Annotated in this window: 26 protein-coding genes; 9 read left to right on the forward strand and 17 right to left on the reverse strand. The window is 42.6% G+C overall.

Annotation, left to right across the window (positions count from 1 at the left end; genetic code table 11):
• Nucleotide 1: 1 nt before the first annotated feature.
• The 5 genes from Q4574_RS01555 to wecA all read right to left on the reverse strand — a co-directional run bounded on the left by Q4574_RS01555 (nt 2) and on the right by wecA (nt 4,778).
• Nucleotides 2-652, reverse strand: a complete 651-nt coding sequence (locus Q4574_RS01555; protein WP_303470688.1) for an ABC transporter ATP-binding protein — start codon at nt 650-652, stop codon at nt 2-4.
• Entirely contained in the window at nt 649-1,434 is a 786-nt protein-coding gene (locus Q4574_RS01560) for an ABC transporter permease (RefSeq protein WP_303470689.1), read from the reverse strand. The genes Q4574_RS01555 and Q4574_RS01560 overlap by 4 nt, the downstream gene beginning before the upstream one ends.
• Nucleotides 1,435-1,455: 21 nt before the next feature.
• The gene (locus Q4574_RS01565) at nt 1,456-3,225 is read right to left on the reverse strand and encodes a polysaccharide biosynthesis/export family protein (protein ID WP_303470691.1); all 1,770 of its coding nucleotides are present in this window, start codon (nt 3,223-3,225) and stop codon (nt 1,456-1,458) included.
• Complete coding sequence (locus Q4574_RS01570) at nt 3,225-3,584, reverse strand: DVU3141 family protein (protein WP_303470692.1); 360 nt, start codon at nt 3,582-3,584, stop codon at nt 3,225-3,227. Before Q4574_RS01570 ends, Q4574_RS01565 begins: the two co-directional genes overlap by 1 nt.
• A 123-nt stretch (nt 3,585-3,707) precedes the next feature.
• A complete protein-coding gene (gene wecA / locus Q4574_RS01575; RefSeq protein WP_303470694.1) occupies nt 3,708-4,778 on the reverse strand; it encodes a UDP-N-acetylglucosamine--undecaprenyl-phosphate N-acetylglucosaminephosphotransferase in 1,071 nt (356 codons plus the stop codon).
• A 730-nt stretch (nt 4,779-5,508) separates the two neighbouring features.
• Here wecA and Q4574_RS01580 point away from each other — a divergent pair.
• The 3 genes from Q4574_RS01580 (at nt 5,509) to galE (ending at nt 8,523) form a co-directional block, all read left to right on the forward strand.
• Nucleotides 5,509-7,026 (forward strand): peptide MFS transporter, encoded by a 1,518-nt coding sequence (locus tag Q4574_RS01580; RefSeq protein WP_303470696.1) that lies wholly within the window; start codon nt 5,509-5,511, stop codon nt 7,024-7,026.
• A 173-nt stretch (nt 7,027-7,199) separates the two neighbouring features.
• Entirely contained in the window at nt 7,200-7,505 is a 306-nt protein-coding gene (locus Q4574_RS01585; protein WP_303470698.1) for a DUF6170 family protein, read from the forward strand.
• 1 nt (nt 7,506) lies between these two features.
• On the forward strand, nt 7,507-8,523 hold the full coding sequence (gene galE / locus Q4574_RS01590) for a UDP-glucose 4-epimerase GalE (RefSeq protein ID WP_303470699.1): 1,017 nt from the start codon (nt 7,507-7,509) through the stop codon (nt 8,521-8,523).
• Nucleotides 8,524-8,945: 422 nt separating this feature from the next.
• On the opposite strand, the gene Q4574_RS01595 is transcribed toward galE, so the two are convergent.
• Nucleotides 8,946-9,152, reverse strand: a complete 207-nt coding sequence (locus Q4574_RS01595) for a cold-shock protein (protein ID WP_303470701.1) — start codon at nt 9,150-9,152, stop codon at nt 8,946-8,948.
• A 507-nt stretch (nt 9,153-9,659) separates the two neighbouring features.
• Between Q4574_RS01595 and Q4574_RS01600 the strand changes: the two genes are divergently transcribed.
• Nucleotides 9,660-9,857, forward strand: coding sequence for an alpha-1,6-glucosidase domain-containing protein (locus tag Q4574_RS01600; RefSeq protein ID WP_303470837.1), 198 nt, complete (start codon nt 9,660-9,662; stop codon nt 9,855-9,857).
• 31 nt (nt 9,858-9,888) lie between these two features.
• On the forward strand, nt 9,889-10,551 hold the full coding sequence (locus Q4574_RS01605; RefSeq protein ID WP_303470703.1) for a YceH family protein: 663 nt from the start codon (nt 9,889-9,891) through the stop codon (nt 10,549-10,551).
• A 347-nt stretch (nt 10,552-10,898) separates the two neighbouring features.
• On the opposite strand, the gene Q4574_RS01610 is transcribed toward Q4574_RS01605, so the two are convergent.
• From Q4574_RS01610 to Q4574_RS01620, 3 genes are all read right to left on the reverse strand, one after another.
• Nucleotides 10,899-12,002, reverse strand: a complete 1,104-nt coding sequence (locus Q4574_RS01610) for a glutathione S-transferase family protein (RefSeq protein WP_303470704.1) — start codon at nt 12,000-12,002, stop codon at nt 10,899-10,901.
• A gap of 6 nt (nt 12,003-12,008) precedes the next feature.
• Nucleotides 12,009-13,034: a carboxylesterase gene (locus tag Q4574_RS01615; protein ID WP_303470705.1), complete on the reverse strand. Its 1,026-nt coding sequence runs from the start codon at nt 13,032-13,034 to the stop codon at nt 12,009-12,011.
• Between the two features lie 260 nt (nt 13,035-13,294).
• Nucleotides 13,295-14,044 carry a glutathione peroxidase gene (locus Q4574_RS01620; protein ID WP_303470707.1) on the reverse strand — a complete coding sequence of 250 codons (750 nt, stop codon included), beginning with the start codon at nt 14,042-14,044 and terminating at the stop codon, nt 13,295-13,297.
• Between the two features lie 450 nt (nt 14,045-14,494).
• On the opposite strand from Q4574_RS01620, the gene asnB reads away from it, so the two are divergent.
• Nucleotides 14,495-16,162: an asparagine synthase B gene (asnB, locus tag Q4574_RS01625; RefSeq protein WP_303470709.1), complete on the forward strand. Its 1,668-nt coding sequence runs from the start codon at nt 14,495-14,497 to the stop codon at nt 16,160-16,162.
• A 533-nt stretch (nt 16,163-16,695) separates the two neighbouring features.
• Here asnB and Q4574_RS01630 read toward each other — a convergent pair.
• The 3 genes from Q4574_RS01630 to queE are packed head-to-tail and all read right to left on the reverse strand — an operon-like array spanning nt 16,696 to nt 18,656.
• Nucleotides 16,696-17,538 (reverse strand): amino acid ABC transporter substrate-binding protein, encoded by an 843-nt coding sequence (locus Q4574_RS01630; protein WP_303470710.1) that lies wholly within the window; start codon nt 17,536-17,538, stop codon nt 16,696-16,698.
• 3 nt (nt 17,539-17,541) lie between these two features.
• Nucleotides 17,542-17,958 (reverse strand): hypothetical protein, encoded by a 417-nt coding sequence (locus tag Q4574_RS01635; protein WP_303470712.1) that lies wholly within the window; start codon nt 17,956-17,958, stop codon nt 17,542-17,544.
• Nucleotides 17,959-17,972: 14 nt separating this feature from the next.
• A complete protein-coding gene (queE, locus tag Q4574_RS01640; protein WP_303470839.1) occupies nt 17,973-18,656 on the reverse strand; it encodes a 7-carboxy-7-deazaguanine synthase QueE in 684 nt (227 codons plus the stop codon).
• A gap of 113 nt (nt 18,657-18,769) precedes the next feature.
• Here queE and queC point away from each other — a divergent pair, with 113 nt between their 5' ends.
• The 3 genes from queC to hemW are packed head-to-tail and all read left to right on the forward strand — an operon-like array spanning nt 18,770 to nt 21,197.
• Nucleotides 18,770-19,426 carry a 7-cyano-7-deazaguanine synthase QueC gene (gene queC / locus Q4574_RS01645; RefSeq protein ID WP_303470715.1) on the forward strand — a complete coding sequence of 219 codons (657 nt, stop codon included), beginning with the start codon at nt 18,770-18,772 and terminating at the stop codon, nt 19,424-19,426.
• 14 nt (nt 19,427-19,440) lie between these two features.
• The gene (locus tag Q4574_RS01650) at nt 19,441-20,061 is read left to right on the forward strand and encodes an XTP/dITP diphosphatase (protein ID WP_303470840.1); all 621 of its coding nucleotides are present in this window, start codon (nt 19,441-19,443) and stop codon (nt 20,059-20,061) included.
• The gene (gene hemW, locus Q4574_RS01655) at nt 20,058-21,197 is read left to right on the forward strand and encodes a radical SAM family heme chaperone HemW (protein WP_303470717.1); all 1,140 of its coding nucleotides are present in this window, start codon (nt 20,058-20,060) and stop codon (nt 21,195-21,197) included. Before Q4574_RS01650 ends, hemW begins: the two co-directional genes overlap by 4 nt.
• A 23-nt stretch (nt 21,198-21,220) precedes the next feature.
• Here hemW and Q4574_RS01660 read toward each other — a convergent pair whose 3' ends face one another.
• The 5 genes from Q4574_RS01660 to Q4574_RS01680 all read right to left on the reverse strand — a co-directional run bounded on the left by Q4574_RS01660 (nt 21,221) and on the right by Q4574_RS01680 (nt 25,925).
• Entirely contained in the window at nt 21,221-22,009 is a 789-nt protein-coding gene (locus tag Q4574_RS01660; protein ID WP_303470719.1) for a DUF2884 family protein, read from the reverse strand.
• 89 nt (nt 22,010-22,098) lie between these two features.
• Entirely contained in the window at nt 22,099-22,605 is a 507-nt protein-coding gene (locus Q4574_RS01665) for a DUF1566 domain-containing protein (RefSeq protein WP_303470721.1), read from the reverse strand.
• A gap of 1 nt (nt 22,606) precedes the next feature.
• Entirely contained in the window at nt 22,607-24,313 is a 1,707-nt protein-coding gene (locus Q4574_RS01670) for a DUF1566 domain-containing protein (RefSeq protein ID WP_303470722.1), read from the reverse strand.
• A gap of 131 nt (nt 24,314-24,444) precedes the next feature.
• Nucleotides 24,445-24,927 (reverse strand): PAS domain-containing protein, encoded by a 483-nt coding sequence (locus Q4574_RS01675; RefSeq protein WP_303470842.1) that lies wholly within the window; start codon nt 24,925-24,927, stop codon nt 24,445-24,447.
• Nucleotides 24,928-24,929: 2 nt separating this feature from the next.
• Entirely contained in the window at nt 24,930-25,925 is a 996-nt protein-coding gene (locus Q4574_RS01680) for a response regulator (RefSeq protein ID WP_303470724.1), read from the reverse strand.
• Nucleotides 25,926-26,358: the final 433 nt, after the last annotated feature.

A 26,358-nucleotide genomic window follows, 5' to 3' on the forward strand; every position in this document is an offset into this window, starting at 1 on the left:
TTTATAAAGCTCGATATGCCTCGATCCCTTGTTCAAGATCGTTATAAAACGTAAAATTACCCTTATCTAACACAATGGTACTATCACAAAACTGTCTGATCTCATCCATGTCATGACTGACCATGATCACATTTGCGTTTTCGCTTCGTTCTAACAACGCTTCTTTGGCTTTTCTTCTAAATTTGGCATCACCAACTGATGTAACCTCATCAATCAGATACACATCAAAGTCGATGGCAATTGAACAAGCAAAAGCCAACCGGGGTCTCATACCACTGGAATAGAACCTCACCGGTAAATCATACTTTTGCCCTAGCTCAGCGAATTTTTGTACACGCTGTTCATAAGCTGCCAAATCGGCCACGCCATTAATTCGTCCGATAAACCGAGTATTTTCTCTGCCTGTCATATGCGGGTGAATACCGCTTGATAAAGCCACAGGCCAGGACAAATTCAAATCTGTCACAATTCTCCCCTTGTTGGGATATTCACTTCCCGCAAGTAGGCGAAACAGGGTAGACTTTCCGGCACCGTTTGAACCCAAGATGCCAATGTTATGATTAGAAGGTATCTCGAAATTAATATCTTTAAAGATATACTGATTACCTATTTTTGATGGGTAATATTTAGTCAAACGCTCTAACTTAATCATCGACTAATCGCCTGTCGCCATCGAGAATAATAAACAGACAAAGACAAGAATGTTGTGACTAAAACAGTGCCAGCAACATAACTAAAGCTGACTCCTTCAGTCCCATATTCTGTATAGGCAGCATATCTTGCTAGCTCTATGGCGTGTAAAATAGGGTTCCAATCCAGATAAGACCAATACTCTTTTGGGATATCTTGCAATGAAAAGAATGTTCCTGAAATGAAAAATAATGGGCGGGTGGCTAAACCAACTAATTTGTTTACTTCTGGTACATATAAAATCAATATACCCACCGCTAATCCTAACACCACTGCAAACCACCAAAGTACAAAAATACAAAATATCATCAATAATGGGTTAGCAATTTTAATTTCCATTTTGAGAAAGTACATAACAATGAAAATGCCAAGAATAACAAATATTTTTACTAAGACTTCAAACATTGCTGTGGCAATGACAGCACTAATAGGTTGAACTTGTCTAAATGCAAAAAGCGCTTTATTTTTCTTGATAGCGCCCGAACAATTATTGAATGTTTGTAAAAACATTTGAATAAAAACCAGTCCATAAGCCATAAACACAAATGTAGGCACACCATGGGTGTCGCCACCCGCAATACGACCCCGAATAAAAGAGAGCACAAATATAAACGCTATAGGATTCACCACCGCCCAACTCAAACCAAACTTATCATTAAACCCCGTGCGAATTTCGCGGGCAAAAAGGGCGAATATGACGTCTCGCCATATTTCCCATTTGTTGCGTTTAATAACTGTTGTCATGAATTAAGCTTGCTTGTGCAATTAGCTCGCAGCATTAGCTGCTACAGCAATTTGATAGATGATTTGGGTGACATCTTTGATGGATTGCATGATCTTCGCATCCACTTTTGGCAGTACCAAAATTTGATCGCCGGCTTCTAAGGTGGCGTTTTCATCATCGGTGTACCAGTGTTGGCCTGCATCGGATGATACAAAACTGGTAATTCCGTTAGCGTGCACAATGGCTATGCGGTCATCGTCGGCTCGCTCGCTAAATCCACCGGCCCATGCAATGTAGTCTGATACCGTCGCTTCTGGGTTGTATACCACCGCTTGGGGCATCAATACTTCACCAGCAATTTGAATGAGGTCGGTTTGTGCCGGGATAACAATTTCATCCCCTTGTTCTAGGCGAATATTCGCCACTTTGCCGTTTTCAGAGACGATCACTTTGCCAAGGGGTTCTATTCTTCTTGCTCTGGCTATAAATTGTGAAACTAACTGGGCTTCTTGAGCACGAATTGACGCTTCGCCGCTGCTTGAAGCTGGGGCCGTAAACAAACTGCGTTCTAGGCGATCTAAGGATTCGTTGATCAGCATTTTTTGCTGTTCCATCACGCTTTCACGTTTAACGTAAATCGAACCATAGTTGGCTTGTTCCGGGTCAATCTCAATATAGCTTAGGAGGTCGAGTAAACGAGTATCTTTTTCCACCGCGTAATATGACGGTCCTTCATAACTGCCCGAGATTTGGACGCTGATCACTTGCGGTCTAATGTCATCATTAAACAACACGGTATCACCATCAGCCATGGTGAATTGATCGAATTCATTCACTGGCAAATAAACTGAAATTGGGCCAGATTCACGATTACCGGTAATGGCTACATGGCTGGTTTTTGATAGGGGTCGCGCGTAATTCATCAAGGCAGTGCCAGAACGTTTAGTGCTTTCCAGTTCAAATCTGAACGGATATCTAGCGGCACCTTCAACGTTAACCATAGCCCCCTGCTCCCCCACAAAAATCACGTCTTCATCTTTAAAAGAGAATGCGGGTAATTTGCCGAGTTTGAGGAAGTCGTATAAATCGTAGCTTAGTACTTTTTCGCCTTTACGCATGACCGTAATGTTGCGATAACTGCCGCGATGGGGGTCAATTCCACCGGCTCGTTTAAGATAAAAAAGCACTGAATCTGAGGCTAAACCTGCATATTGGCCAGGTCTTAACACTGGCCCTGCCACAAACACACTCACGGGTGTTGCAGTAAGCAAGTTAACATACACACTCACATTATTGGTGTATATGGATTTAATCCCTTGGGTGACGACTGAGTTTACCCGATTGGCAGGCACATCTTGAACTTTAATCGGGCCAATATCGGGAATAAAAATATTACCTTGGTTATCCACGGTTACCACTTCTGAGCTGTTTACCGTTCCCCACATTTGAATGGCAATTTTGTCACCTGGGGCAACCAAGTAAGAAGAATTTAGGCCATCGCTACGTTCAGTTTCGAACCCGCCTTTAAAGAGGTTGGCGCCATAAGGTGGGGGTAATCCTTCTTCACCTGCAGGCATAGGGCCGGCCTCAGAAGGCAGGTTAACACTCCCGCCTCTGCCTGTGCTATTGCCGCCTGATTGAATATATTGTGACAGGTCAACGCGCTGACTTTGACTCGCTTGTTGCGCTTGTTGAAGCTGTTCTTGAGTGGGGGCTTGTTGCGCGAAAACAGAACTGGCAAACAAAACACTTGTAATAACAAATATGCACTTCACTATGCTGGCTGATACAAAACGATTAGACAGTACCATTATTGATTACCTCCAGTTGCAGCTTCACTATAACTGGCTAACACAGGGCTAACAGCATACCAATCTCCGCTGTTGGCTTGACAATAAACACGTTGGCCATCACTCACAAACTGGGCCTTGCGACAGGTTTTGCCACTTGCAGCAAAAAAAGTTTTTCCTAGCACCGCTGGCTTACCATTAATTTGAACCTGTTTAGACAAAGAAGACTGAGACAATATAGCTTGCAGTGCAGTAGACACAGGCACAGCGTCTGAAACAAATTCATGTTCAACCAGTGCGCGACTTGCCACAGGTTGATCAATAGACGTACAGCCTTGAAGAAGGATGCTCAGTAAAAAGAAACTACTCAGTTTTTTCATAAAATATTTTTAGCTTTTGTTCACAACAGTTCATACTAACCCGTCACCCTGATTTTGCAAAGAATGGGTTTGCGAAGTTACCCTAAAAGGAAGGGCAACCCGTTGGTTGCCCTTAATGCTTTTCTAGGACGCTATTTTTCGTTTACCTCTAATAAAGCGTAAAATAGTCCAGATATTTTGAATCACGAAGCTGTATACAATCAGCGACACCATGAACCCCCAGAACATAATATATTCCGGTACTTGGTAGAGTTCGCATAAAATTCCAACCGCTGCGTAACACAATCCCATGAGCAGAATTGCCGCCAATGAACGACGAGAAGAGAAGCCTGCTCGCATAAATATATTGTGTAGATGTTGACGATCAGGTTTGAGTACTGACTGACCTTTTTTAGCTCGTCTGTACATAATGGCTGCCATGTCCATTAGTGGCAAACCAATAATCCACACGGCGGTCATAGGTCGCATTGCCGCTTCTGGCCCTTGGGTAAAGTCAACCATCAACCAAACAATCGTCAGGCCAACAAACATACTGCCACTGTCACCCATGAAAATTTTATTTCCCTTGAACCCTTTCCAGCTCAAATTAAATGCCATAAAGGGGACAATGGCTGCGATCACCATCATAGGTGCCATAATGGCGTTACCATTATTCGAGATCAACAACAGGAAGACCACAGCGAGCAGCACAATTAAGCTCATACCACCGGCAAGCCCGTCGATACCATCAATCATATTAAATGCGTTGATCACACCCACCACACAAATGAGAGTGAAGAAGTAGCCGAACAGGCCAAAGGATGTTTCACCAAAGCCAAATATATCACCTAACGAGGTAATATAGTTTTGTGCAGCCCAGGCCATAATTGCCGCCACCCCAAATTGACACATCAGTCGCCCTTTGGCGCTTAGATCGAACTTGTCGTCGAGCATGCCCAGCAAAATGATGAAGAAGGATGCAGTAAAAAATAAAGAACCGTTTTTAAACCAAACATCAGTGAGAATGCTAGTGATTAACACTGCACCAAAAATGGCCACACCACCGGTAAGCGGTACCATCCCATTGTGCTGTTTTCTGGCACTTGGGTGGTCAACCAAACCAAGTTGGTGAGCAAAGGGAGTCATGACGATCAACAAAATTACTGCGACAAAAAATGCAGTAAAAAGTGGAACAAACTCCAAATAGGCAAACATATATGACACGATTCCTTGTTAATTCGTTAATGCTGCAGAAGCAATAATCGAGCCTGTATGCAGCAAGGCGTTCCAGCAAAATAGGTGGTTTCATCTAGAATCAAGTTATACCCTCTTGATATTTATGAGAAAAACGTATTTTTCTTAGTATTCCCACTAATTAGCTAACGCCGCTAATTCTAAAATTCGCGGGGATGATAACAAATATCAATCAATGAAAACCAGTAAAATCGTGTTACTAAATGCAATCGGCTTATTAACCGTTCGTATAATATACAGGAAAAACAATTACCCATCAAAGAACTGTATGTTTTTCGCAACACGGAGAAAAATAACCACCAATCTGTTTGTTTTTTAAGCGAAAAATTTTCGCGTAGATTTGACTGCCCTGAAAATGAATCCCTGCACCAATTCCGATGCACTAGTCATGTGCAACATTGCTGTTAATTTAGGGCAAAAATAAGGTGTTTAAGTCGGGAACGCCTGTGCGATCCTGTTGCAACAGCAAAATCCGCCTTACAATTTGCGCAAATAAAGTACAATAAAAAGGTCGAATCTTGTTTTCAGGCAAGAGCTCTAGTATAAACAACGAGTTTACTAGTTTTCTTCTCGTTCATTTGATGCAGATAATCAATCGAATAATGAGGCAAACAACAATAATTAAAATAAAGCAGTTCACACTTTTTTTGCGGTTTTACGCTCGTGTTGAACTCACCTAAAGGCAGCAACAATGAATTCAAAAACACCTGATTTTTTTGGTCACCCTGGTGGCCTGCAAACGCTCTTTTATACTGAAATGTGGGAACGAATGAGCTACTACGGCATGCGTGCTTTGTTAGTTTTATTCATGACCGCCAGTATTCAAGAAGAAGGAATGGCGATAACAGTAGCCTCTGCTACTGCAATATATGGATTGTACACAGGTGCAGTTTATTTCATGGGGTTACCCGGCGGCTGGATAGCAGACCGTCTGATTGGTAGCCAAAAAGCGGTGTGGTATGGCGGTATTGTGATCATGTGTGGTCACATCGTCTTGGCCATTCCCGCAAGCTGGAGTTTCTTCATTGGTCTGATATTGGTGGTAATAGGCACAGGCCTGTTAAAACCGAATGTTGGTATTCTGGTTGGACAACTGTACTCCCCTGAAGATCAAAGACGTGATGCTGGTTACACCATTTATTATATGGGAATTAACTTAGGCTCATTGATTGGTTATTTCGTGTGTGGCTGGCTGCAAGTGAATGCCGGTTACCATTATGCCTTCGGCGCAGCGGCTGTAGGTATGGCAATAGGTCTACTTCAATATCGCGCCACCATAGGCAGACTTGGCGGCGTTGGTGCTGAACCTTTGCTTAAAATGACCCCGTCTGGCGAAAAGAAAAGTTGGACAGTGATAGTGGCATTTTTGGTGGGCATTGCCGTGCTAACCTTCGCCATGATGACAGGCATGTTAAGTATTGACCCTGTCACCCTGGCTCAGTATGTTGCAGTTGCCATTACTGTGGTGTTTTTAGCCTATTATGCGGGTATTTATGCCTTTGGGAATTTATCTTCCGATGAAAAACGTACCTTAGGCGCTTTGTTTGTGGTGTGTTTGGCGTCGATATTTTTCTGGTCGGGTTTCGAACAAGCTGGCTCGTCGTTAAACCTATTTGGCCGTGACTACACGGAACGTATGATAGGTTCCTTCGAAATTCCGCCCGCTTGGTTCCAATCAGCCAACTCATTCTTCATTATCACCTTGTCACCTTTCTTTGCAGCCCTTTGGGTAAACCTTGGTAAACGCATGATAACTCCCTCCTACGGCATCAAATGTGCCATTGGTTTGGTAATTATGGCTACCGGCTTTATCGTGATGTTCTTCGCAGCACAAATTGCGGCAAGTGGTTTGAAAGCTGCGCCTTACTTCTTAGTTGCCACTTACTTCTTACATACTGTTGGTGAGCTTTGTTTAAGCCCCGTTGCCTTGGCTGCGGTGAGTAAATTGTCGCCTAAACGTTTTGCAGGTCAAATGATGGGCGTGTTTGTACTTACTTACTCAATTGGTAATGTGACTGCTGGTTTATTAGCGGGCGGACTCGATCCTGACAACTTAAGTGATATGCCGAATCTGTTTTGGGGAATAGGACAAATTACAGTGGCCGCGGCCCTGGTTGTTGGTCTGTTAACCTTGAAAACTCGTAAGTGGGAAAAACTGGCAGAGAAGAAAAGTTTTAACCATGAAGAAGAGCAACCTACTATTTTGTAATGGTAGAAAATCGTTTTTTAAACTAGATGAAAACATCTCGTCAGTTTTAAGCACTCAGATTTATTTTTAAAGTAGTATGAAGCCTCGAAATAAAAATCCTATTTCGGGGCTTTTTTGATCTAAATTGTTTGTATAATGCGCGTATATTATTTGAATATCTCAAGGTAGTACTTTTGAAATTTTATTTTTCAACCCGTCAAATACCCCAATTGAAAAATTTGAGTATTGACGAGCGTTTCACCAGAATACGAGCTGCTGAAAGTAAACTCACTGCGCCTGAAAAGTTGCTAGTGAACGTTATTAAATTATTGATTATGGTGCCTGTGTTTGTCTTTGTTTTAAGGACGTTTCAAGATTGGTCATCATTATTGTGGGCGGGACTGATAATCTTAGCTTATCCACTGATTTTGAAACCCTTTCAATACAGTTTATGTGCGAAATATTTAAAACAACCTGATGACACAAATACAAAGGAATAATATGTCTACAATACTCGTTACAGGCGGCGCTGGTTATATTGGTAGCCACACAGTTTTACAATTATTGGAAAATGGTGATCAGGTCATAGTGCTTGATAATTTGTGCAACTCTTCACCTGAGTCGTTAAAAAGAGTGTCTGAATTAACAGGTAAAGAAATTGGCTTTGTAGAAGGAGATATTCAAGATCCCACCGTTCTAGAAAAGGTATTTAGGGAAAATAAGGTTGATTCGGTTATCCATTTCGCGGGGTTAAAAGCCGTGGGTGAATCCGTTGAAAAGCCGCTACTTTATTATCGAAATAATGTTTACGGCACATTGAATTTATGTGAAGTCATGGCGAAGCACAATGTGAAAAATATTGTGTTTAGTTCATCTGCCACGGTTTACGGTGACCCGACTACCCTGCCACTCCATGAAAACCTGCCAACCGGACAACCAACCAATCCTTATGGCCAATCTAAACTCATGGTGGAGTTGGTATTACAAGACTTGTTTAAATCAGATAACAGTTGGAATATCGCTATTTTGCGCTATTTCAATCCAGCAGGTGCCCATCCATCAGGCAGAATTGGTGAAGATCCCAATGGTATTCCCAATAACTTGATGCCGTTCATCACCCAAGTGGCGACCAAAAAGCGTGAAGCCTTGTCTGTGTTTGGTGATGATTACGACACCCCAGACGGTACAGGTGTGCGCGATTATATTCACGTGGAAGATTTAGCCAATGGTCATTTAAAAGCCTTGGAAAAACTCTCGCAAAATGTAGGATTAGTCACTTACAACCTGGGAACAGGCCAAGGATACAGTGTTTTAGATATGGTCAAAGAGTTCGAAAAACAAAGTGGCCAGTCAATCCCGTATAATATAGTCCCCAGACGCAGCGGCGACGTAGCAGCTTGTTATGCGGATCCAAAATTAGCCAAACAAGAGCTGAATTGGAGCGCGGAAAAAGGCTTAGCAGAAATGTGCCGCGACTCATGGAACTGGCAATCCAACAACCCCAACGGCTATAAATAAATCCCCCCGTAGCATGGTCTTTAGGCCATGGGGTTTTCATCACCCTGTAGCATGGTCTTTAGGCCATGGGGATCTACGCCATGGAATGCTACGCCATGGTCTTCGGCCACATTCCCCCGGGGCTAAAGCCACCGACTACAGGGTTACCCAGTGGATTTATACCACCCCGTAGCATGGCCTTTAGGCCATGAGATGCTACGCCGTGGTCTTCGGCCACATTCCCTCGGGGCTAAAGCCACCGACTACAGGGTTACCCTGTGGATTTATACCCCCCTGTAGCATGGTCTTTAGGCCATGGAATGCTACGCCGTGGTCTTAGGCCATATTTCTCGGGGCTAAAGCCGCAGACTACAGGCACCTTTGCCTTAAAAACAAAAACGTCAGCTTAAGCTGACGTTTTTTTATGGACTAAAAATGATGTTTTAAACAGTCACGTTTGCCGCTTGTGGGCCTTTTTGGCCTTGCTCGATATCGAAGGTTACTTGCTGGCCTTCGTCTAGTGTTTTGTAACCATCAGAAGCGATAGCACGAAAATGTACAAACACATCTGATCCGCCATTATCTGGAGTGATAAAGCCGAACCCTTTTTCTGCGTTGAACCATTTAACAATTCCAGTAGATTTGGACATAGTCTTTTCCTAATTTTTGTCAATAAATAGCGCATGCACGCCTGTTTAGCTGTGTAGAACGATGGAAATAATGCATGTTACTAACAGAAATTATTCAAAACGAACTGGTAAAACAGATGTAAAAATATTCTTAAGTAAAATGTAATTCACGTTTATGTTACACGCTGATTATTAGGTTAACAGATAATTTTGAGGTGTGCATAAAATTCACGTTTTATACGACTAAAAGCTTATAAAATCAGTTCGTTAACCTAATCGTTTTGCACAACCTAGTGAGCGATGCTACCCATTGTTTATGACTCTAACATGACATCCAAATTAAATATTTTGGTCGCTTTTTTCGGCTATGACTATCACAGCGCAAATCCAAAATAAGCAACTCCTAACCTAGCCGCTTATACCCTGTACCTGTTTTTAACGGCCCTTTTATTTAGGTGCAGCGCGACATATTCTAGTTATCAAAAAACGAATCCTATAAAATTCAATTAAGATCCTAAGTCAGAAAGTATTGACTCTGCATTTAAACAAGTCATAGTGATTTTCAATCACTATCCGCATGCCATGAATTTTAGCATGTTACAGGTTCAACAATTTAGATTGCATCCTGTTCAGCAAACTGGCAGTGACCCAATTGTCAACACGGCTTCAACCGAAAAGTTTGGGTTTAATGTGCCAGAATTAACAGTCGAAGTATTCGTTCGATAAATCTTTCGAACAAGAAATAGAAGGAAATAAGATGTTAGTGCAATTAACCCCGCTTCAATGCCGCATAATTGGAGTACTACTGGAAAAAGAAGTCACCACACCTGACCAATATCCCCTATCAATTAATAGCTTAACCTTGGGTTGCAATCAAAAAAGCAATCGTGATCCGGTAATGAATCTAACCGAAAGTGAAGTACAGCAAGCACTTGATGAGCTAAAGGAGCTCAAGCAAATCAATGAGCATACAGGCTTTGGTAGTCGAGTGGTAAAGTATCAGCATCGTTTTTGTAATACTGAATTTGGCGATTTAAAGCTCAGTCGCCAACAGTTCGCAATTGTTTGTGTACTGCTTTTACGCGGCCCTCAGACTCCAGGTGAACTGCGAAGCCGCACCAATCGCCTTGCAGAATTTAAAAATGTAGACGAAGTAGAAGAAAACCTTGAATACATGAAAACCCTCAATGGTGAATGCTTGGTCACCAAGCTCCCCAGAGAACCCGGCAAACGAGAATCAAGATACATGCATTTGTTTTCCGGAGAACCTGATCTCAGCGAGTTTGAAACGCCACGGGAAAGCGCACCATCATCATCGGTGCCGCAAAATTCGTTATCCCAAAGAGTCGATTCGTTAGAAGCCGAAATCGCCGAATTAAAAGAGCAATTCAAACAATTTAAACAAGAACTAGGCATGTAGGCGGGTGCTTTAGCCCCGCGCCCCCGCGCCAATCATTGCCGCGAAAAAATTCATGGCCTAACATCTCATGGCCTAAAATCCATGGCCTAAAGACCATGCTACAGGAGGGTATAAATCCATGGAATGTTCCACCTGTAGGAGGGTGCTTTAGCCCCGCGCGCCCGCGCCAATCATTGCCGCGAAAAAATTCATGGCATAACATCTCATGGCCTAAAGACCATGCTACAGGGAGGTTATAAATCCAAGGAATGTTCCACCTGTAGGCGGGTGCTTTAGCCCCGCGCCCCCGCGCCAATCATTACCGCGAAAAAATTCATGGCCTAACATCTCATGGCCTAAAGACCATGCTACGGTTTGGCGATAACCAATTTGTTATTTATACGCTCTAATCGTTTGGGGATGGGCAATGGTGCCACCTGCAGGCCAAAAGACGATTGCAAGAATGTATCTACGTCGACCTTTTTCTCCTCGTCAAATCCGTTGTACAAATCAATCACTCGTTGGAATTTCCATTGATGGAACGGCATAATTGCACGTTTTTCGGTGATACCACCAATACTAAATTGCTGAAATCCGATACTCCGTGGCATGCTATCAACCTTGGGATTTTCCACTATCCATTGCTGTATCTTTTCCACACTTTGGGTAAGCACCGGCCAAAATTCCTCAAAAATTCTCGACATTAGAGGAATTAAAGTCTCAGGTATTTGATCATTTTCGAGCCAATTACCAGCACTTTCAGGGGAATTTTGCAGCCGTTCAATCCATTTAACCAAATGTGGGGCTTTTTCTCTAATTATTGCGCCAGGCGCTGGATCTCGATAAAGGTGTGCGTAAAGGGGGCCATATAATCCAAAGTCACCTGCACAAGGTCTGCCACCTAGTAAAAAGTCATGGGTAGCAAAATGCGTATCTAATTCTACTAAAACGTGATTTTCGAACCAATCTTCAATCGCCGGAATTGTTTTTTCCGTAATCCCTAAAACAGGCACAAACCCTTTAAATCTGCTCGCTAATTTTTTACCAAAAAACCTGCGTACAAATGCGGGCATATTTGGTGCAGCTACTCGGCCAAACTCTTCATAAATGAACGGGTAGTTATTTTTATTCCACCGATAATGCATAGCTGGAATGAGTAACCACTCATCACCCCATAACTGGAATATTTCTGATACTAAGTGTTGTTTTGCGGTGGCGGGATAGATACTTGATTCAACGAAACGTTGCTCTAAATCGTCAATAATTTGCACAGTATCCTGGATAAATTCACCCTCAGGGGTTTCAACCACAGGGATGAACCGGACCCCAGTTTTGGGTTGTATAATGGATTTATACACCTTGACTGAAGAAAACACCTCTCGAAATGGAATTTGTTTGTAGGTTAAATAAGCTCTTGCCTTTCCCGTATAAAGTGACATTTGAGCGCCATACAAGGTAAACATTTTAGACATAATTAACTACTTATTGTTGTTTAGAAAGTCAACCAAAGCCGTTATCATTTCAGCATGTTGCGGATTTGCTTTTGGAACTTTACAAGCTTCAGATGCATCGACAGCAGAAGCATCATATTGCATATCAATCAATTGTGACTCACTTACCACTAGATCTGCATGGCAAACCTGGTAACTGCTATCAATAAAAAATGTCTCACTGGGTCCGGCATTTTGTTTTATAAGATCTTTGACACCTTTAATGGGAGTGGTGGAATCAGCCTCTGAATGTGCCGAAAAAATGGGTAAATTCAACTTGTTACCATTGGCCAATTTATCTCTTACGTCAAAAATGATTTCAGTTAACATAAACGCAGAGTGCCGAGACACTTCTGGATATTTATACGGATTGGGGCCTTGGGTTTCATAACTCCAATCAAGCAGTTTTGCCAAAGATTTAATCCCCCAGATCCCTGCCATTCCTTCAACGGATTCATCCAGTGCTAACGCACCGGAAAATAGCAGTAGTCCTTTTTGCTGATCGGGATGAGTCAACACATGTTGCGTTGATAACGCACCACCGGTAGAAAATCCACCAATATAAACATTGGGACTTAAGGTGTGAGCATAAGCCATAACTTCGTCTACATGGGCAGTCCAGCGTTTAGCTAGCTTCCCATCCTCCATATCATCATCTGCATCTAATTTGCCGTGTCCAGGCAATAACGGCACTATCACGGTATAACCAAGTTGATGTAATTCAGGCGCAATAGACCGGAAAAAGAAAGGAGAATCGCTAAGCCCATGAAATAACACCACTGTTGTATCTGTGGGTTGATTGTGATGATAAACATAGGGCGCATTTCCGTCATTTTTAAGGGCAGAAGAGCAGACAACATAAACAGATGGTTCACTATTTTGGCAATCCGATGTTTCCCCAAGCTCCGTGTTATAGAAAGCTTGAAAAGGAACTAGCCAATCAGGCGATTGCGCATAGGAAATATGGTTAAAAAATAGAGAGAGTACGAAGACAGATATGGATAATTTTGACATTGCAATGAGCCATGAAAACAGGAGTTAAAATACTATAAACAGCCCCTTCCCGCATTGCTACGTTTTTTTAAAGTTATCTGTAGTCGGCGGCTTCAGCCCCGAGGCCCTCCGAAAAAATCCCAGAGAAAAACATGGCCTGTAGTCGGGTGCTTTAGCCCCGAGGCCCTCCGAAAAACCAATGGCCTGAAGACCATGCTACGGGTTTGTGGAGGCCAAAAAAAAACGGGCGAGTGCCCGTTTTTTGTTTTGGTATTTATTGCTTAAGCTTTGAAATAAGCTTCCAAGTCTTCGCTTCCACCGATGTGTTTTCCACCGATGAATACCTGAGGCACAGTATCACGTCCGCTCACAGCTTTAAGCGTTGTCAACGTAGCTCCTGCTCCCATTACCACTTCTTCAAAGTCATAACCTTTGTCTTTCAACAATGCTTTGGCTTTCGAGCAGAAAGGACAACCAGGTTTAGAGAAAACAGTCACGGCCTCTGGCTTAGCTGCTCCTGGTGCAACATATTCAAGCATAGTGTCGGCGTCAGATACTTCAAACGGGTCGCCTGGTAAGTCTGGCTCGATAAACATTTTGTCTACCACACCATCTTTTACCAACATGGAATAGCGCCAGCTACGCTTGCCGAACCCAAGGTCATTTTTATCAACTAACAAACCCATGCCGTCGGTAAATTCACCGTTTCCGTCTGGGATCAAAGTAACATTGTCACTTTCTTGGTCCGCAGCCCATGCATTCATTACGAAGGTATCGTTTACAGACATACAAATAATGTCATCTACACCGTTATCTTTAAACGTTTTTGCCAACTCATTGTAACGCGGCAAGTGAGTAGATGAACAAGTTGGCGTAAATGCGCCTGGAAGGGAGAAAACGACAACGGTTTTTCCAGAAAAAAGTTCGTCGCTCGTCACGTTAACCCACTCGTCATTTCGACGTGTGCGGAAAGTAACTGATGGGACTTTTTGACCTGATTTGTCTTCAAAGTTAGGATTTGCTTGTGTCATGTAAATCTCCAATTAAATAAATAGTTTCGGCTAGTTGAGATAATAGTACATCGCATTATTGTTTGTGAATAGTGATTATAATCAATCACGTTAATCTAAAAAACAGATTAGAAAGGTTTACTATTGCTAATCACTTCAAAAGATTAACAAATTAGTCATTTCCATTATGAATAGATAATTCAGTAACTTTGTTACCCTAAGGTTACATATGGGTGTTATTTCCATCGAATTCAATGAAATTATTGTAAAGATAGTGGCTTTATTAAAATAATTGAAAATAAATTACATATTATCCTTGCAATTTTTGCTCATGCTGGCAAATTCACCCGTTGGAAAAGGATATACGTCATAAAAATCTGAGCTGTTCGAAAAAGTTATTTCCTTTATCAGCCTCATTCTTGCGATACTTTTCCCTTACCTTAAACTTGGATATAAGAGAGATAAACCTTTATGTGTGGAATATTCGGCATTCTGGACATCAAAACTGATGTATCAGAACTTAGGACGCAAGCGTTAGAGCTTTCCAAATTGCTACGCCATCGTGGCCCTGACTGGTCAGGCGTTTGGAATAATAATAGCGCTATCTTGAGTCACGAACGCTTGGCGATCGTAGACGTGGATACTGGAGCGCAACCTTTAATTAGCCGCAATAATAATCACGTTCTGGCTGTCAATGGTGAAATCTATAACCACAAAGCGTTAGAAAAAGATCTTGCGCAACCTTACGACTTCAAAACAAAGTCTGACTGTGAAGTGATTCTTCCTTTATATCAACAAAAAGGCATTGAGTTTATCGATGAGCTTCAAGGCATGTTCGCGTTCATTTTATATGATGAAGAGCAAGATGCTTATTTAATCGCCCGTGACCATATTGGTATCATTCCTCTCTATACTGGCTTTGATGAACATGGAAATTTCTATGTTGCCTCGGAAATGAAAGCCTTGGTGCCAGTGTGTAAAACTGTTTCAGAGTTTCCCCCAGGTCATTACCTGTGGAGCAAAACTGGCGAGTTGAAAAAATACTACCAGCGCGACTGGATGTCTTATGACGCAGTTAAAGACAACACCACAGACTTAGACGAGTTGAAAACCGCTTTTGAAAAGTCAGTGAAGTCGCACATGATGTCAGATGTACCTTACGCGGTATTGTTATCCGGTGGCTTAGATTCATCATTAGTATCTGCGATTGCCGCGAAGTACGTTGCCAAGCGAATTGAAGATGAAGATAAGTCAGACGCATGGTGGCCTCGCCTGCATTCATTTGCAGTGGGTTTAGAAGGTGCGCCAGATTTAGTTGCGGCTAAAAAAGTGGCCGACATGATAGGCACAGTGCATCATGAAATTCATTTCACTATTCAAGAAGGAATTGATGCCATTCGTGACGTTATTTACTATCTTGAAACTTACGACACAACAACCATCCGTGCTGCTACGCCAATGTATCTAATGAGCCGTAAAATCAAGGCTATGGGTATTAAGATGGTTCTGTCTGGTGAAGGTGCAGATGAAATATTTGGTGGTTATTTGTATTTCCATAAAGCGCCAAATGCAAAAGAATTTCATGAAGAGACAGTGCGAAAATTAGACCGTCTGCATATGTTTGATTGTGCTCGTGCAAACAAAGCAACTGCAGCTTGGGGTGTAGAGGCACGAGTTCCGTTCTTAGATAAAGAATTCTTAGATGTGGCTATGCGTCTTAACCCTCAAGATAAAATGTGTCTTGATGGCAAAATGGAAAAATGGATCCTGCGTAAAGCCTTTGATAACGGCGAATACTTGCCTGCTGAAGTATTGTGGCGTCAAAAAGAACAATTCGGTGACGGTGTAGGCTATTCTTGGATTGATTCAATTAAAGATTATGTTGATAACGAAGTGACTGACCAGCAACTTGCTACCGCTGAGTTCCGTTTCCCACACAATACACCAGATACCAAAGAAGGTTACTTCTATCGCACCATTTTTGAAGGCTATTTCCCGCAAGAAAGTGCGGCAAACTGTGTACCAGGCGGAAAATCAATCGCTTGTAGTACAGTAGAAGCTTTAGAGTGGGATGAAAGCTTTAAGAATATGGCTGATCCTTCAGGACGCTCGGTGATCAGTGTTCACGGTAAATCGTAAATATTCCGTTATATGAAAATGGGGCTTTTATAGCCCCATTTTTTTGTCCAAAATAAAGCCCGCGAAAAAATCCATGGAATGTTACCTGTAGGCGGGTGCTTTAGCCCCGCGCCAATCATTGTCGTGAAAAATCCCATGGCGAAAGCCCCATGGTCATAAACCCCATGGCCTAAAGACCATGCTACAGGGGGAATCTTGTAGGCGGCGGCTTTAGCCCCGCGGCAATCATTGTCGTGAAAAATCCCATGGCGAAAAATCCATGGCCTAAAGACCATGCTACAGGGGGTTAATCTTGTAGGCGGGTGCTTTAGCCCCGCGAAAAAACCCATGGCCTAAAGACCATGCTACAGGGGGAATCTTGTAGGCGGCGGCTTTAGCCCCGCGGCAATCATTGTCGCGAAAAAACCCATGGCGAAAAATCCATGGCCATAAACCCCATGGCCTAAAAGCCATGCTACAGGGGGTTAATCTTGTAGGCGGGAGCTTTAGCCCCGCGAAAAAATCCCATGGCCTAAAGGCCATGCTACAGGAGGTTAGTACCAGAGTTCTTTGCGGTCGATTGGCGTTTCTGGGGCGATTAAGGGGTTGTCGATTTGGAAAAAGAATCGCTTGTCCATATTTGAGCGTTTAAAAATATCGTTGAATTCTTCTAAAAATAACTTATCAAACTCTCCATTGGCGATGGCTTTTTCCAAGCCATTTTCTAACAATTTCCCGAGCGTTCGATTGCTTTTATTGACAAAAAAGTACATTGCGGCGGGATACTTAACTCCCAATGTGGGTTCAACAACAATGGATTTATCCATGAAATCCGCATCGTATTCTTTCCAAACCTCAATAATCGAACGGGGAACAAAGTCTCCTTGATTATTTGCCAACATACTAAATATATTTGAATAATTTTTTGAAGTGACAACATCGAAGCCGTTGGACTGCAATATTTTGGTATCTGGCCAATCAAAACCTTGAATGGGTTTGAATTTAAGTAAGTTTTGCATCGTATCGATGTTCTTAAATTTAGCCAGTTGATTTTTCTTTACTAAAAATACCCGCCAACCAATGAGTCCTTTGTATATAGGGATTCGAATTGGAAGTAATCGATTCTCTCTATCTGTATCAGTCATGCTCCAAACCACATTAACCGAACGGTTCTCGGCCAATTGCTTTAGGGACTTTTCTTGCGACATAACAACACTAGCAGCCTGTAATTCGTAGCTTACACCGGTTTGTTCCAATGCCAAAGCCAACAGTTTAACTGGATATTCTTGACGGCGATCATTATCGGTCATAGGTCGAGGATAGGTAATCTCCCATGTTGCTGCTGAGGCAAAATGGCCAAAAAATGACAAGAGCATCAATCCAATTAACTGTTTCATAACTTAATTCCAGTGTCGTTTCATCATCTGATTAAATTGTTTGTCTTCATCATCTATTACAATAACAAGAATTTTAAACAAATTTACTTCATCTAATTCCAAGGTATAAGAACAATAGCAACTAAATACATCTTTTCCATTTTGATCACACAAGGTCCATCGTACTTTCACAAAAATAACACTCTCAGATAGGCGCATTGATTGAATAATCTTAGGAGTATATTTGGCTATTCCCCCCGCTTTTAAGCCATTAATGAGATCAAGATTAATCTCATCAATATCCTTTTGTGAGTGACAGATCTTCTTGCTTTCATCGGTCACTATAACCAAGGGTTTTCCAGAAAATTTTCCCATTTCACTGATTAACCCTTGATTTAACGTTTCAGAATAGTTCTCAAAAAACTTCTCAATTTTTTCCAATTACAGATACTCCCTTACTCAATGCCAATAAATTTATGGGTTTGTAAAGACAAGCGCCAATTTTTTGCAATACAGGTTTTCACTGCCAATTCAGTCGCTCTTTTTTGCTGACTGATGGGCTGTAGATAAACTAAAGGTGCAGGCTCTTGTTTAGCCCAAACTAATAATTCTTCCAATTCTGCAATATGTTTTTCCATGGCGATGGGATGCTTAATTTCGTTTGCTCGTAATATGGCATCTTCGCGGACAGCAAATCCGCCTTTCATATCAACTTTAGGTGACACTGTGACCCAAGTCTTTGGGCTAACTTTAATCTCAAATGTTCCACTGGTTTCAACAGAAACTGAATAGCCATGGGCAAACAACGCCTCACATAATGGACGTAAATCGTACATACAAGGCTCACCACCGGTTAAAATGACATTTTTTGCCTGATAATTTTGTTCTTTGAACAAATTTAACAATTGCGCAATTGAAGTGGAAAACCAGCTTTCAGATTCAGCAGTTTCTGCCATGACTTGCTCAGCATCCACTTGAAATTGCGGGTCCAATGTCCAGGTATGCTTAGTGTCGCACCAAGCACAGCCAACCGGGCACCCTTGTAATCGAACAAAGATAGACGGCACACCGGTTAATGCCCCTTCACCTTGAATCGACTCGAAGACTTCATTAATTTTATATTCTATGGGAGTTTGCAAATAGACTTCCTCTAGCACTTTGACTCGCTTAACGGCATAATTCGCCTTTTTACGGTTTGCAGTCAAAGATTTGTTACTGCATTAAAACAATAGATTATAGAGAAGCAAGGCAAATGTCACAAAAGGTAGTGGTAATTTTTTCAGGTGGGATGGATTCTTTCACTGTACTTAACAAAGTCATACGCGAAGGTTATGAAGTCTATGCCCTGTCTTTCGACTACGGCCAGCGTCATAATAAAGAGCTGACTTACGCGGCAAATGTGTGTAAAGAGCTAAACATAGCGCATAAAATCGTCGATATATCCGCGATAAACCAGCTAATTGGTGGTTCATCTTTAACCTCAGACATCGATGTGCCCGAAGGCCATTATGAACAAGAAAGCATGAAGACCACGGTTGTTCCTAATCGCAATATGATTTTATTGTCGATGGCCGTGGGATACGCTGTTTCTCTGGAAGCCAATAAAGTATTTTATGGTGCCCATTCAGGTGACCATGCGATTTACCCCGATTGCCGTCCCGAATTTGTCCACAGAATGAATGACGTATGTGCCATTGCAAATTATGAAGCCGTTGAAATTGCTTGCCCCTATTTAGATGTTAGCAAAACCGATATCCTCACCGACGGTTTAAAAATGGGATTAGACTACAACAAGACATGGACATGTTATAACGGTCGTGAAAAAGCCTGCGGTAAATGTGGCGCTTGTCAGGAGCGACTCGAAGCCTTTGCACACAACAATGCAACCGATCCCCTCGCCTACGAATAAAACGAGTAACAATGATGTCTAATGAAAAGCAAAAAGTGGTGTTAGCAACGGGTAACAAAGGTAAGGTTAGGGAATTCGAACGCCTGCTTGAGAACTTCCCTTATACAGTAGTGCCGCAAAGTGAATTTGATCTGCCTGAAGCAGAAGAAACGGGCACTACCTTCGTGGAAAACGCGATTATCAAGGCTCGGCACGCTGCCAAATTAACTGGACTACCAGCCATCGCAGATGACTCAGGTTTGGCCGTAGACGCCCTCGGGGGAGCCCCTGGCGTCTATTCATCACGATATGCGGGAGTTGACGCTGACGATCAGCAAAACCTTGAGAAGCTGTTAACTGAAATGCAGGGCGTGGCAGATGAAAATCGCGCCGCGCGGTTTTTATGCGTCATTGTATTTATGCAGTCGGCACAAGATCCAACCCCAATAATTTGCCAAGGCGAATGGCACGGCCATATTAGTCAGGTGCGTCGCGGAGAAAAAGGCTTTGGCTATGATCCGGTGTTTTGGGTGTCTTCACAAAATCAAACCGCAGCCCAACTGCCAGCGGAAGTGAAAAACCGACTTAGTCACCGTGGCAAAGCTATGGCGAAACTATTGGAGAGTTTGTCAGACAAAATTGGGTTAATGGATTGATCGCGCCACCGCTATCCCTTTATATTCACATTCCCTGGTGTGTTCAGAAATGTCCATACTGTGATTTTAATTCCCATGGAATGAAACAAGCGATTCCAGAAAAAGAATATGTTCAGCACCTATTGGCCGATCTTGAATTCGATGCAAAACAGGTGCAAGATCGTCAGGTAAATACGATTTTTATTGGTGGCGGAACCCCGAGTTTACTCAGTGCAGACGCACTAAGTACGCTGTTAACGGGTGTTAAGCAACGGGTAAATTTAGCCCCTGATGCAGAGATCACCTTAGAAGCGAACCCTGGCACAGTGGAAAGCCAAAAATTCAGTGATTTTAGTCACGCTGGAGTGAATCGTATTTCCATTGGAGTGCAGAGTTTCCAGCCTGAAAAGCTCCTAGCCTTGGGACGTATACATAATGACTCCCAAGCCCTAAACGCCGCACAATTTGCCAGAAATGCTGGGTTAAATAGCTTCAATTTAGACTTGATGCACGGCTTACCTAATCAATCCATTGAGGATGCCTTGAGCGATTTGCAAACAGCCATTTTACAACGGCCCCCGCACCTATCATGGTATCAATTGACCATTGAGCCTAATACGCAATTTCATTCCAAGCCGCCAACTTTACCCGATGACGATATTCTGTGGGATATCCAGGAGCAAGGGCAAGTTTTACTCGATGCGGCAGGCTATAAACAATATGAAATTAGTGCATACAGCCTTCCCGGGCAGCAATGCCAGCATAATCTAAACTATTGGCGTTTCGGCGATTATTTAGGAATAGGTTGTGGTGCCCATAGCAAAATTAGTGATCCGGCAACTGGAAAGATAACGCGAACGGAGAAAGTGAAACATCCTCGCGGTTATATGGATTTAAGCAAAGATTATGCTTATAAAAGCTGGCAAGTGCCCCCTGAGGATATACCTTTTGAGTTTTTTATGAATCGATTACGCTTACTGGAAGCTTGTCCGAAACAGGATTATGAAATGCTGACAGGGCAACCCCTTAGCAAAGCTTTACAGCAAAACTTGCAAATTGCGCTACACAAGGGATTAATTTCTGAGACGCAAGATGCGTGGCAATTAACCTTATTAGGAAAGCGCTATCTGAATACGCTGTTAGAAACCCTAGTTTGAATTAACAAACACGTAGGAGAAGATTAATTTGAAGTTTTGGTTTTTGAAGTAATGATGACATTGATATCACTAAGTGCTGGAACATTTGCCCGTAAGTCTTCTTCTATGCGGTCTAGATGATTCATTTTTTTGCAAAACCAGTGGGCTTTTTTACGCAAATATTGCGCTTTTGAGCCTACTTGCCTTTCCAGCTCCTGTCCCATTGCTTCAATACGTTGGGATAAATCATCCACTTTTTGCTCAGTTTCCTCGCCACTTCCGTCACTTAACCCGCCAATAGCCGACAATACGCCACCTAACGAGGTGTTAAATGCTTTTTCTAGTTGTGCTTCTATTTCTTCATCAACTAAATCGTTCACATTTTCTAAGCGTCCTGGGCCGATGTAAAAATTTTCATTCGCTTGAATGAATCTTTCTTTAATTCGATTTTGCACCCGCTGTAGGGACGATTGGACTTCTTCGTAATTTGTATTATCGACACCAACCAGGCCTTGGTAAACATGTTCAACGGTTTCTACAGCCAGTTGTACCCCTTCGGTAGCCAGAATAATCATTTTCGGCACCACATAATGAATACCCGTAGAGAAGTCTTCTAGCTCCCTTTGCTGTTCATCAGCCAGTTGAACAACGTCTCCTAACACAATTAATTGATTGGTATCGTTGATTTGATAAACCGTGCGGTTGTGATCATCCACAACACGGATCTGGCGCTCGTTTACTACCACTCCGTATTTGAGATCTATGTCACATTTGAGATCCGCAAAACTGGTCAGCGGAAAAATCAAACAGATTGTTAACAGCAAAGCTCGCATTCATACACACCTAAAATAATCTAAGGCTATTGTGAACCCAAACTTGCTGGAAAAAAAGTGGGGAATAGATAAGCCGAATAAAATATAAGTTAATCGGCAGTGCGCACTAATCTAACAAACACAAACAGGTCTTTTTGTTTTATGGAATTACTACTATTAAAAAATGCCACAACCCAAGCCCGCTGCGGATCTGATAATGAAGGTGTGGAACTCCAATAGTCATCTGACGGGGTATTGGGAAAGCGTGTTTCATTAATGGCCGGTCGCACACATTGTCTTTCTGTCAGGCTCGCCAGTTCTTTGACATTGGGCAATCGCCATCCGTCTAAACTGGCGAACTCGTAGCCGTGGGCTTGCTGCAAGGCCTGTTGCCAGGTTAAGGCATCAGCATCACCGGTACAACTGCCGTTTTCCCAAGTTTGCCCTATGCTACATTGCATCCACATTAAGTCGTGATCGGTGTCGGTCACAGTGCCATCGCCATTATCAACGAATTGCGTCTCAGAAGCAGTTTCAGGTGCATCAGACAAACAGGTTTGCGCACTTGCCATCCCTGTTAACAACGACATAGCACAAGCAAATAGGGTAAATTTCATCTTAACGTCCTCCTCGTACTAAGCGCACTTTGCCTAAGGTAGATTTATTTAAAAAGTTATCGTTGCCAGTGGAGAAATCAATGGCCCATGCGGTTTGCGAGGCATCATCTGAGACGCCATCAGCACTTGGTTGGCTGGTCCAATACCAAAGGGGGGAGGTCACAAAATCGTCAGTGTAAGGAAAATAATTTACATCTATTTTTGTCCCCGTGACATTGCCGTAATGCACCAAGGATAACAATTCGTTGTGGGTAGGTAATCGCCAGTCGTAGAAGTTACACAGTCCTGCTTGATTCACTGCAGCGACAAAAGACTCAGTATCACATTGGTCGTTGTCACAAGTTAACCCTGCACTACCCTCGGCCCCTTCGTAGCCGCCGTTAAGGTCTCCCTGGTACCAGCTAAATGCATGCTCAGCACCGTGTAACTCGCTATCATCGGTTTTCACTTCCCATACCAATCCGGTGGTATTGTCGCGCACACAACTCCAATCTTCGCTGGTCTCGTCTTGTTCGTCTCCAATGGCATCTAGTTTAGTGAAGTCAAAGCCTTGTTCACCTCGTCCCGCTTTTTCTAACAAGCCATTTTCACTAATAATATCTTGCCCCCGTTGGCCATCTTGCCCTGGATAATCTGGCTGATGCCCGGTGCCATTCTCACTAACTGAGGCTTGCAAAGTCACCCCAGTATCATTCAAGTTGCTAATGGGCAATGGTTTGATGCGCACGTTAATGCTGTCTTCTACTTCATTGCCGAAACTATCGGTGACCACTAAGGTAAAGGTAATTAACTCTGTTTGTGTTACTAGCGGTGCAACTGCATAGGTTTGCTGTGCACTACGATTATTAATATCTGGTACTAGCTCTGAATCATTTAACCAGTCGTATACCAAAGGCAGTCCTTCAGGAATACTGGTGCTAGCTTCCCCTGTTAGCAAAATAATTTCCCCTGAATACACCTGATGATCAACGCCAGCATCCACAACCGGCTGAGTTTGACTGGCACTTAATACGTTGAGTGTAATGGTAGCGGTGTCTTGGGCCCCTTCCTGGTCTGTTACCGTTAATTCAAAGCTCAATGAATTGGCATCATCTAAAATTGGGGTAATAAAAGCGATGCTATCTCCGTCCAAACTGACACTATCTAACACCTCAACTCCGGCAGTTTGTTGCCAGCGCCATGCCGCTATTGGGTCAAGGCTGTCCGCAGGGTCAACATCACTGCTGGTGCTGCCATCTAGGGTGACTTCAATGCCAGCGGGATAGCTGCCTGTGGTGACTGGATCAAGTACTTCTATTAAGGCGCTTGGTTGTTCATTAACTGGATTGATTACATACTCAACTGTATCCGAGCCTTGATTTCCATTTTCATCTGTTACGACTAAGGTCAACACATAGGTTAGATTTTCAGTGGTCGAGGGGGCAACAAAAGTGGCGGCAGACGAGTTCACATCTTCTTGGGTAATAGTGAGTGCGGGTGAGGCACTCCAAGTGTAGGTTAAAGTATCGGTGGTGCCTTGTGCGGTGGCGCTAAGCACCACAGTGCTCTGTTCATTGACACTCTGATTCGCACCCGCATTTACCAACACATCAGGGGTGGGTTGATCGGTATCGCTATCAAGGGAACTCCCTGAGCACCCAGTCATTATCAAGGCAAAAATGATTACAACCAGAACGTTGCTATGTCTACGAAATAAAGTATGTTTCAAGAAAAACCCCATAATTGACGGCTCACTATTAGTGGATAAGCAAATCAATATTCGCTTACATCATAGGGAGAATTTAGCAATTTATATACCAAAGGATGTGAAATGAGATTCACTGGGAGTGAACAACATGCTCAGGGTTTGAGTTTTTCTTCCAATGCATTCAACGTCACTTGCAGCGCTTCATAACTTTTTTTATTCTCCGCCACATCAGTAACATCGTAAATCATCATACAAATGGTAGTCACTTGGCCCGTGGCACTCGATAATGGCGAGATGGTGATATTTTGATACATGAAGTCTTCACACCCGGTAATAGGGCGGTAGTTCGGAAATCTAAATAAAAAAGGTCGCTGCTCCCAGGTCATAAATGCGCGAGTGCCTAATTCGAACACGGGGCGGGTTTTACGACGTAACCATTGGGAGTTTATGTCGGGGAATAGTTCGAACAAGCTTCTATTTTGTACATGGGAGGGTAACAAGCCACTATGACTTTCCATGAAAGCATTCCATACTTTCACCTCAAAGTTTTGATTTAGCACCACTATGCCAACATCAACGGTTTGCACCATATCCATCATCCAGTGGAATTCCGCCATATCGTCATGTTGAGGCACCATTACTCCTCCAATAAGTGTGACAGTTTATAATTCATGACTTGCATGGATTCTTCAGTAAATAACAACACTAAATCACATTGCACATTATAGCCCTCTAACCCATAACTAAGCTCAATAGCTAGGGTTCTGCGCCATTTAGCTTTATTGTTTGAAATCAGTTCCGAAACACTTCGGTGTTGTCCAAGCACCATGGGATGTCCCTGACTAAAATGTATATCAAGTTGAGTGGCAAAGCCTCTCAAACAGGTTCCAATTAAAATATTGGCGGCATCCATTAATAGTTCAAGTTGTACCTGATCGTCGACTTCCTCGGTAATGTCCATTATTTTAGCCACATCACCAAAGCTCGAATCACTTAATATGAACAGCGCTTCCCCCGACACTCCGGCACCTAAGAACCCTTGGCAAATACCCGATACAGAGTCTTTATCTTCTATATCTTGCAGCATCATGTGCAGCTCAGACACTTCAATTAGATTGACATTGGGGATTGGCAGTTTCACAAATACGTTAAGCATTCGTGCAAGATGATCGCCCGCCTGCCCCATGGCAATATTGGTTATCTCTTGATAACAGTCTCGAATATCTGCGGTTAAAGAACTACTTAGAATTTGCTTTTCGGGGACCTCTTTGCCAATAAGTTTGTGTTTCACTAACACGTCATGAATGCGATCAGGGTTAACTGGCTTTTCTATAAATTCGATAGCACCCAAGGCTTTTACTCTCTCGTGGGCAGTGGGCTGAACATCACCACTAATCACAATAACCTTAGAACTAAGTTGCTTTTTGTGGATCATTTTCAGGGTTTCATAGCCGTCCAGTACGGGCATATTGAGATCAAGAAACATAAGCTGCCCTTTCCCCTCCTCGATTGCAGCAATTGCCTCTTTCCCGTGTTTAGCAAAATGAATCGCAACCTGCCAATCTTGGGGAAGGCACTTAGCAACTTGTTTGCGTGCGACCATAGAATCGTCACATATCAACACTGAAAACATATTAATTCGTATTCTCTATTCAAATAAAAACGCCACGGGAAGACAAAGCGGCACATTAAGGGTAAATTTTTTCAACAAAAAAGCAATAAATTCATCCGCTTATCAGATGCCTTATGTTAATAAATAGCAGTGTTTGAAAATTACACCAATTAAAATCCGTCTTTAGGGCGGTTTTTGCTGTAAACCTAGGGGTGAGTACGAAAACAAATCGCCAATGGCTCAGTTATTGTTTTGTTGAATCAATAGATGACAAAAAAAGAGGCTGCGTTTTGCAACTAACAGCCTCTATTTATTCCAGGAATTAATACATGTTTAAGAAATGAGTTTCAAAAGCATATATTCATCGGTTCACTACGCCGACGTTTTAATCTTTTCACACAATTCACCGTTTAACAGAAAATTGTGATGAAATCACACCATTTTGAGTTAAACA

Source organism: Aliiglaciecola sp. 3_MG-2023 (assembly GCF_030548205.1).
Lineage (GTDB): Bacteria > Pseudomonadota > Gammaproteobacteria > Enterobacterales > Alteromonadaceae > Aliiglaciecola.

Bases quoted from the DNA above. Each gene is read 5' to 3' on its own strand.
- Q4574_RS01555 (WP_303470688.1), bottom strand. From the start codon at position 652: ATGATTAAGTTAGAGCGTTTGACTAAATATTACCCATCAAAAATAGGT.
- Q4574_RS01560 (WP_303470689.1), bottom strand. From the start codon at position 1,434: ATGACAACAGTTATTAAACGCAACAAATGGGAAATATGGCGAGACGTC.
- Q4574_RS01565 (WP_303470691.1), bottom strand. From the start codon at position 3,225: ATGGTACTGTCTAATCGTTTTGTATCAGCCAGCATAGTGAAGTGCATA.
- Q4574_RS01570 (WP_303470692.1), bottom strand. From the start codon at position 3,584: ATGAAAAAACTGAGTAGTTTCTTTTTACTGAGCATCCTTCTTCAAGGC.
- wecA (WP_303470694.1), bottom strand. From the start codon at position 4,778: ATGTTTGCCTATTTGGAGTTTGTTCCACTTTTTACTGCATTTTTTGTC.
- Q4574_RS01580 (WP_303470696.1), top strand. From the start codon at position 5,509: ATGAATTCAAAAACACCTGATTTTTTTGGTCACCCTGGTGGCCTGCAA.
- galE (WP_303470699.1), top strand. From the start codon at position 7,507: ATGTCTACAATACTCGTTACAGGCGGCGCTGGTTATATTGGTAGCCAC.
- Q4574_RS01595 (WP_303470701.1), bottom strand. From the start codon at position 9,152: ATGTCCAAATCTACTGGAATTGTTAAATGGTTCAACGCAGAAAAAGGG.
- Q4574_RS01605 (WP_303470703.1), top strand. From the start codon at position 9,889: ATGTTAGTGCAATTAACCCCGCTTCAATGCCGCATAATTGGAGTACTA.
- Q4574_RS01610 (WP_303470704.1), bottom strand. From the start codon at position 12,002: ATGTCTAAAATGTTTACCTTGTATGGCGCTCAAATGTCACTTTATACG.
- Q4574_RS01615 (WP_303470705.1), bottom strand. From the start codon at position 13,034: ATGTCAAAATTATCCATATCTGTCTTCGTACTCTCTCTATTTTTTAAC.
- Q4574_RS01620 (WP_303470707.1), bottom strand. From the start codon at position 14,044: ATGACACAAGCAAATCCTAACTTTGAAGACAAATCAGGTCAAAAAGTC.
- asnB (WP_303470709.1), top strand. From the start codon at position 14,495: ATGTGTGGAATATTCGGCATTCTGGACATCAAAACTGATGTATCAGAA.
- Q4574_RS01630 (WP_303470710.1), bottom strand. From the start codon at position 17,538: ATGAAACAGTTAATTGGATTGATGCTCTTGTCATTTTTTGGCCATTTT.
- queC (WP_303470715.1), top strand. From the start codon at position 18,770: ATGTCACAAAAGGTAGTGGTAATTTTTTCAGGTGGGATGGATTCTTTC.
- Q4574_RS01650 (WP_303470840.1), top strand. From the start codon at position 19,441: ATGTCTAATGAAAAGCAAAAAGTGGTGTTAGCAACGGGTAACAAAGGT.
- Q4574_RS01660 (WP_303470719.1), bottom strand. From the start codon at position 22,009: ATGCGAGCTTTGCTGTTAACAATCTGTTTGATTTTTCCGCTGACCAGT.
- Q4574_RS01665 (WP_303470721.1), bottom strand. From the start codon at position 22,605: ATGAAATTTACCCTATTTGCTTGTGCTATGTCGTTGTTAACAGGGATG.
- Q4574_RS01680 (WP_303470724.1), bottom strand. From the start codon at position 25,925: ATGTTTTCAGTGTTGATATGTGACGATTCTATGGTCGCACGCAAACAA.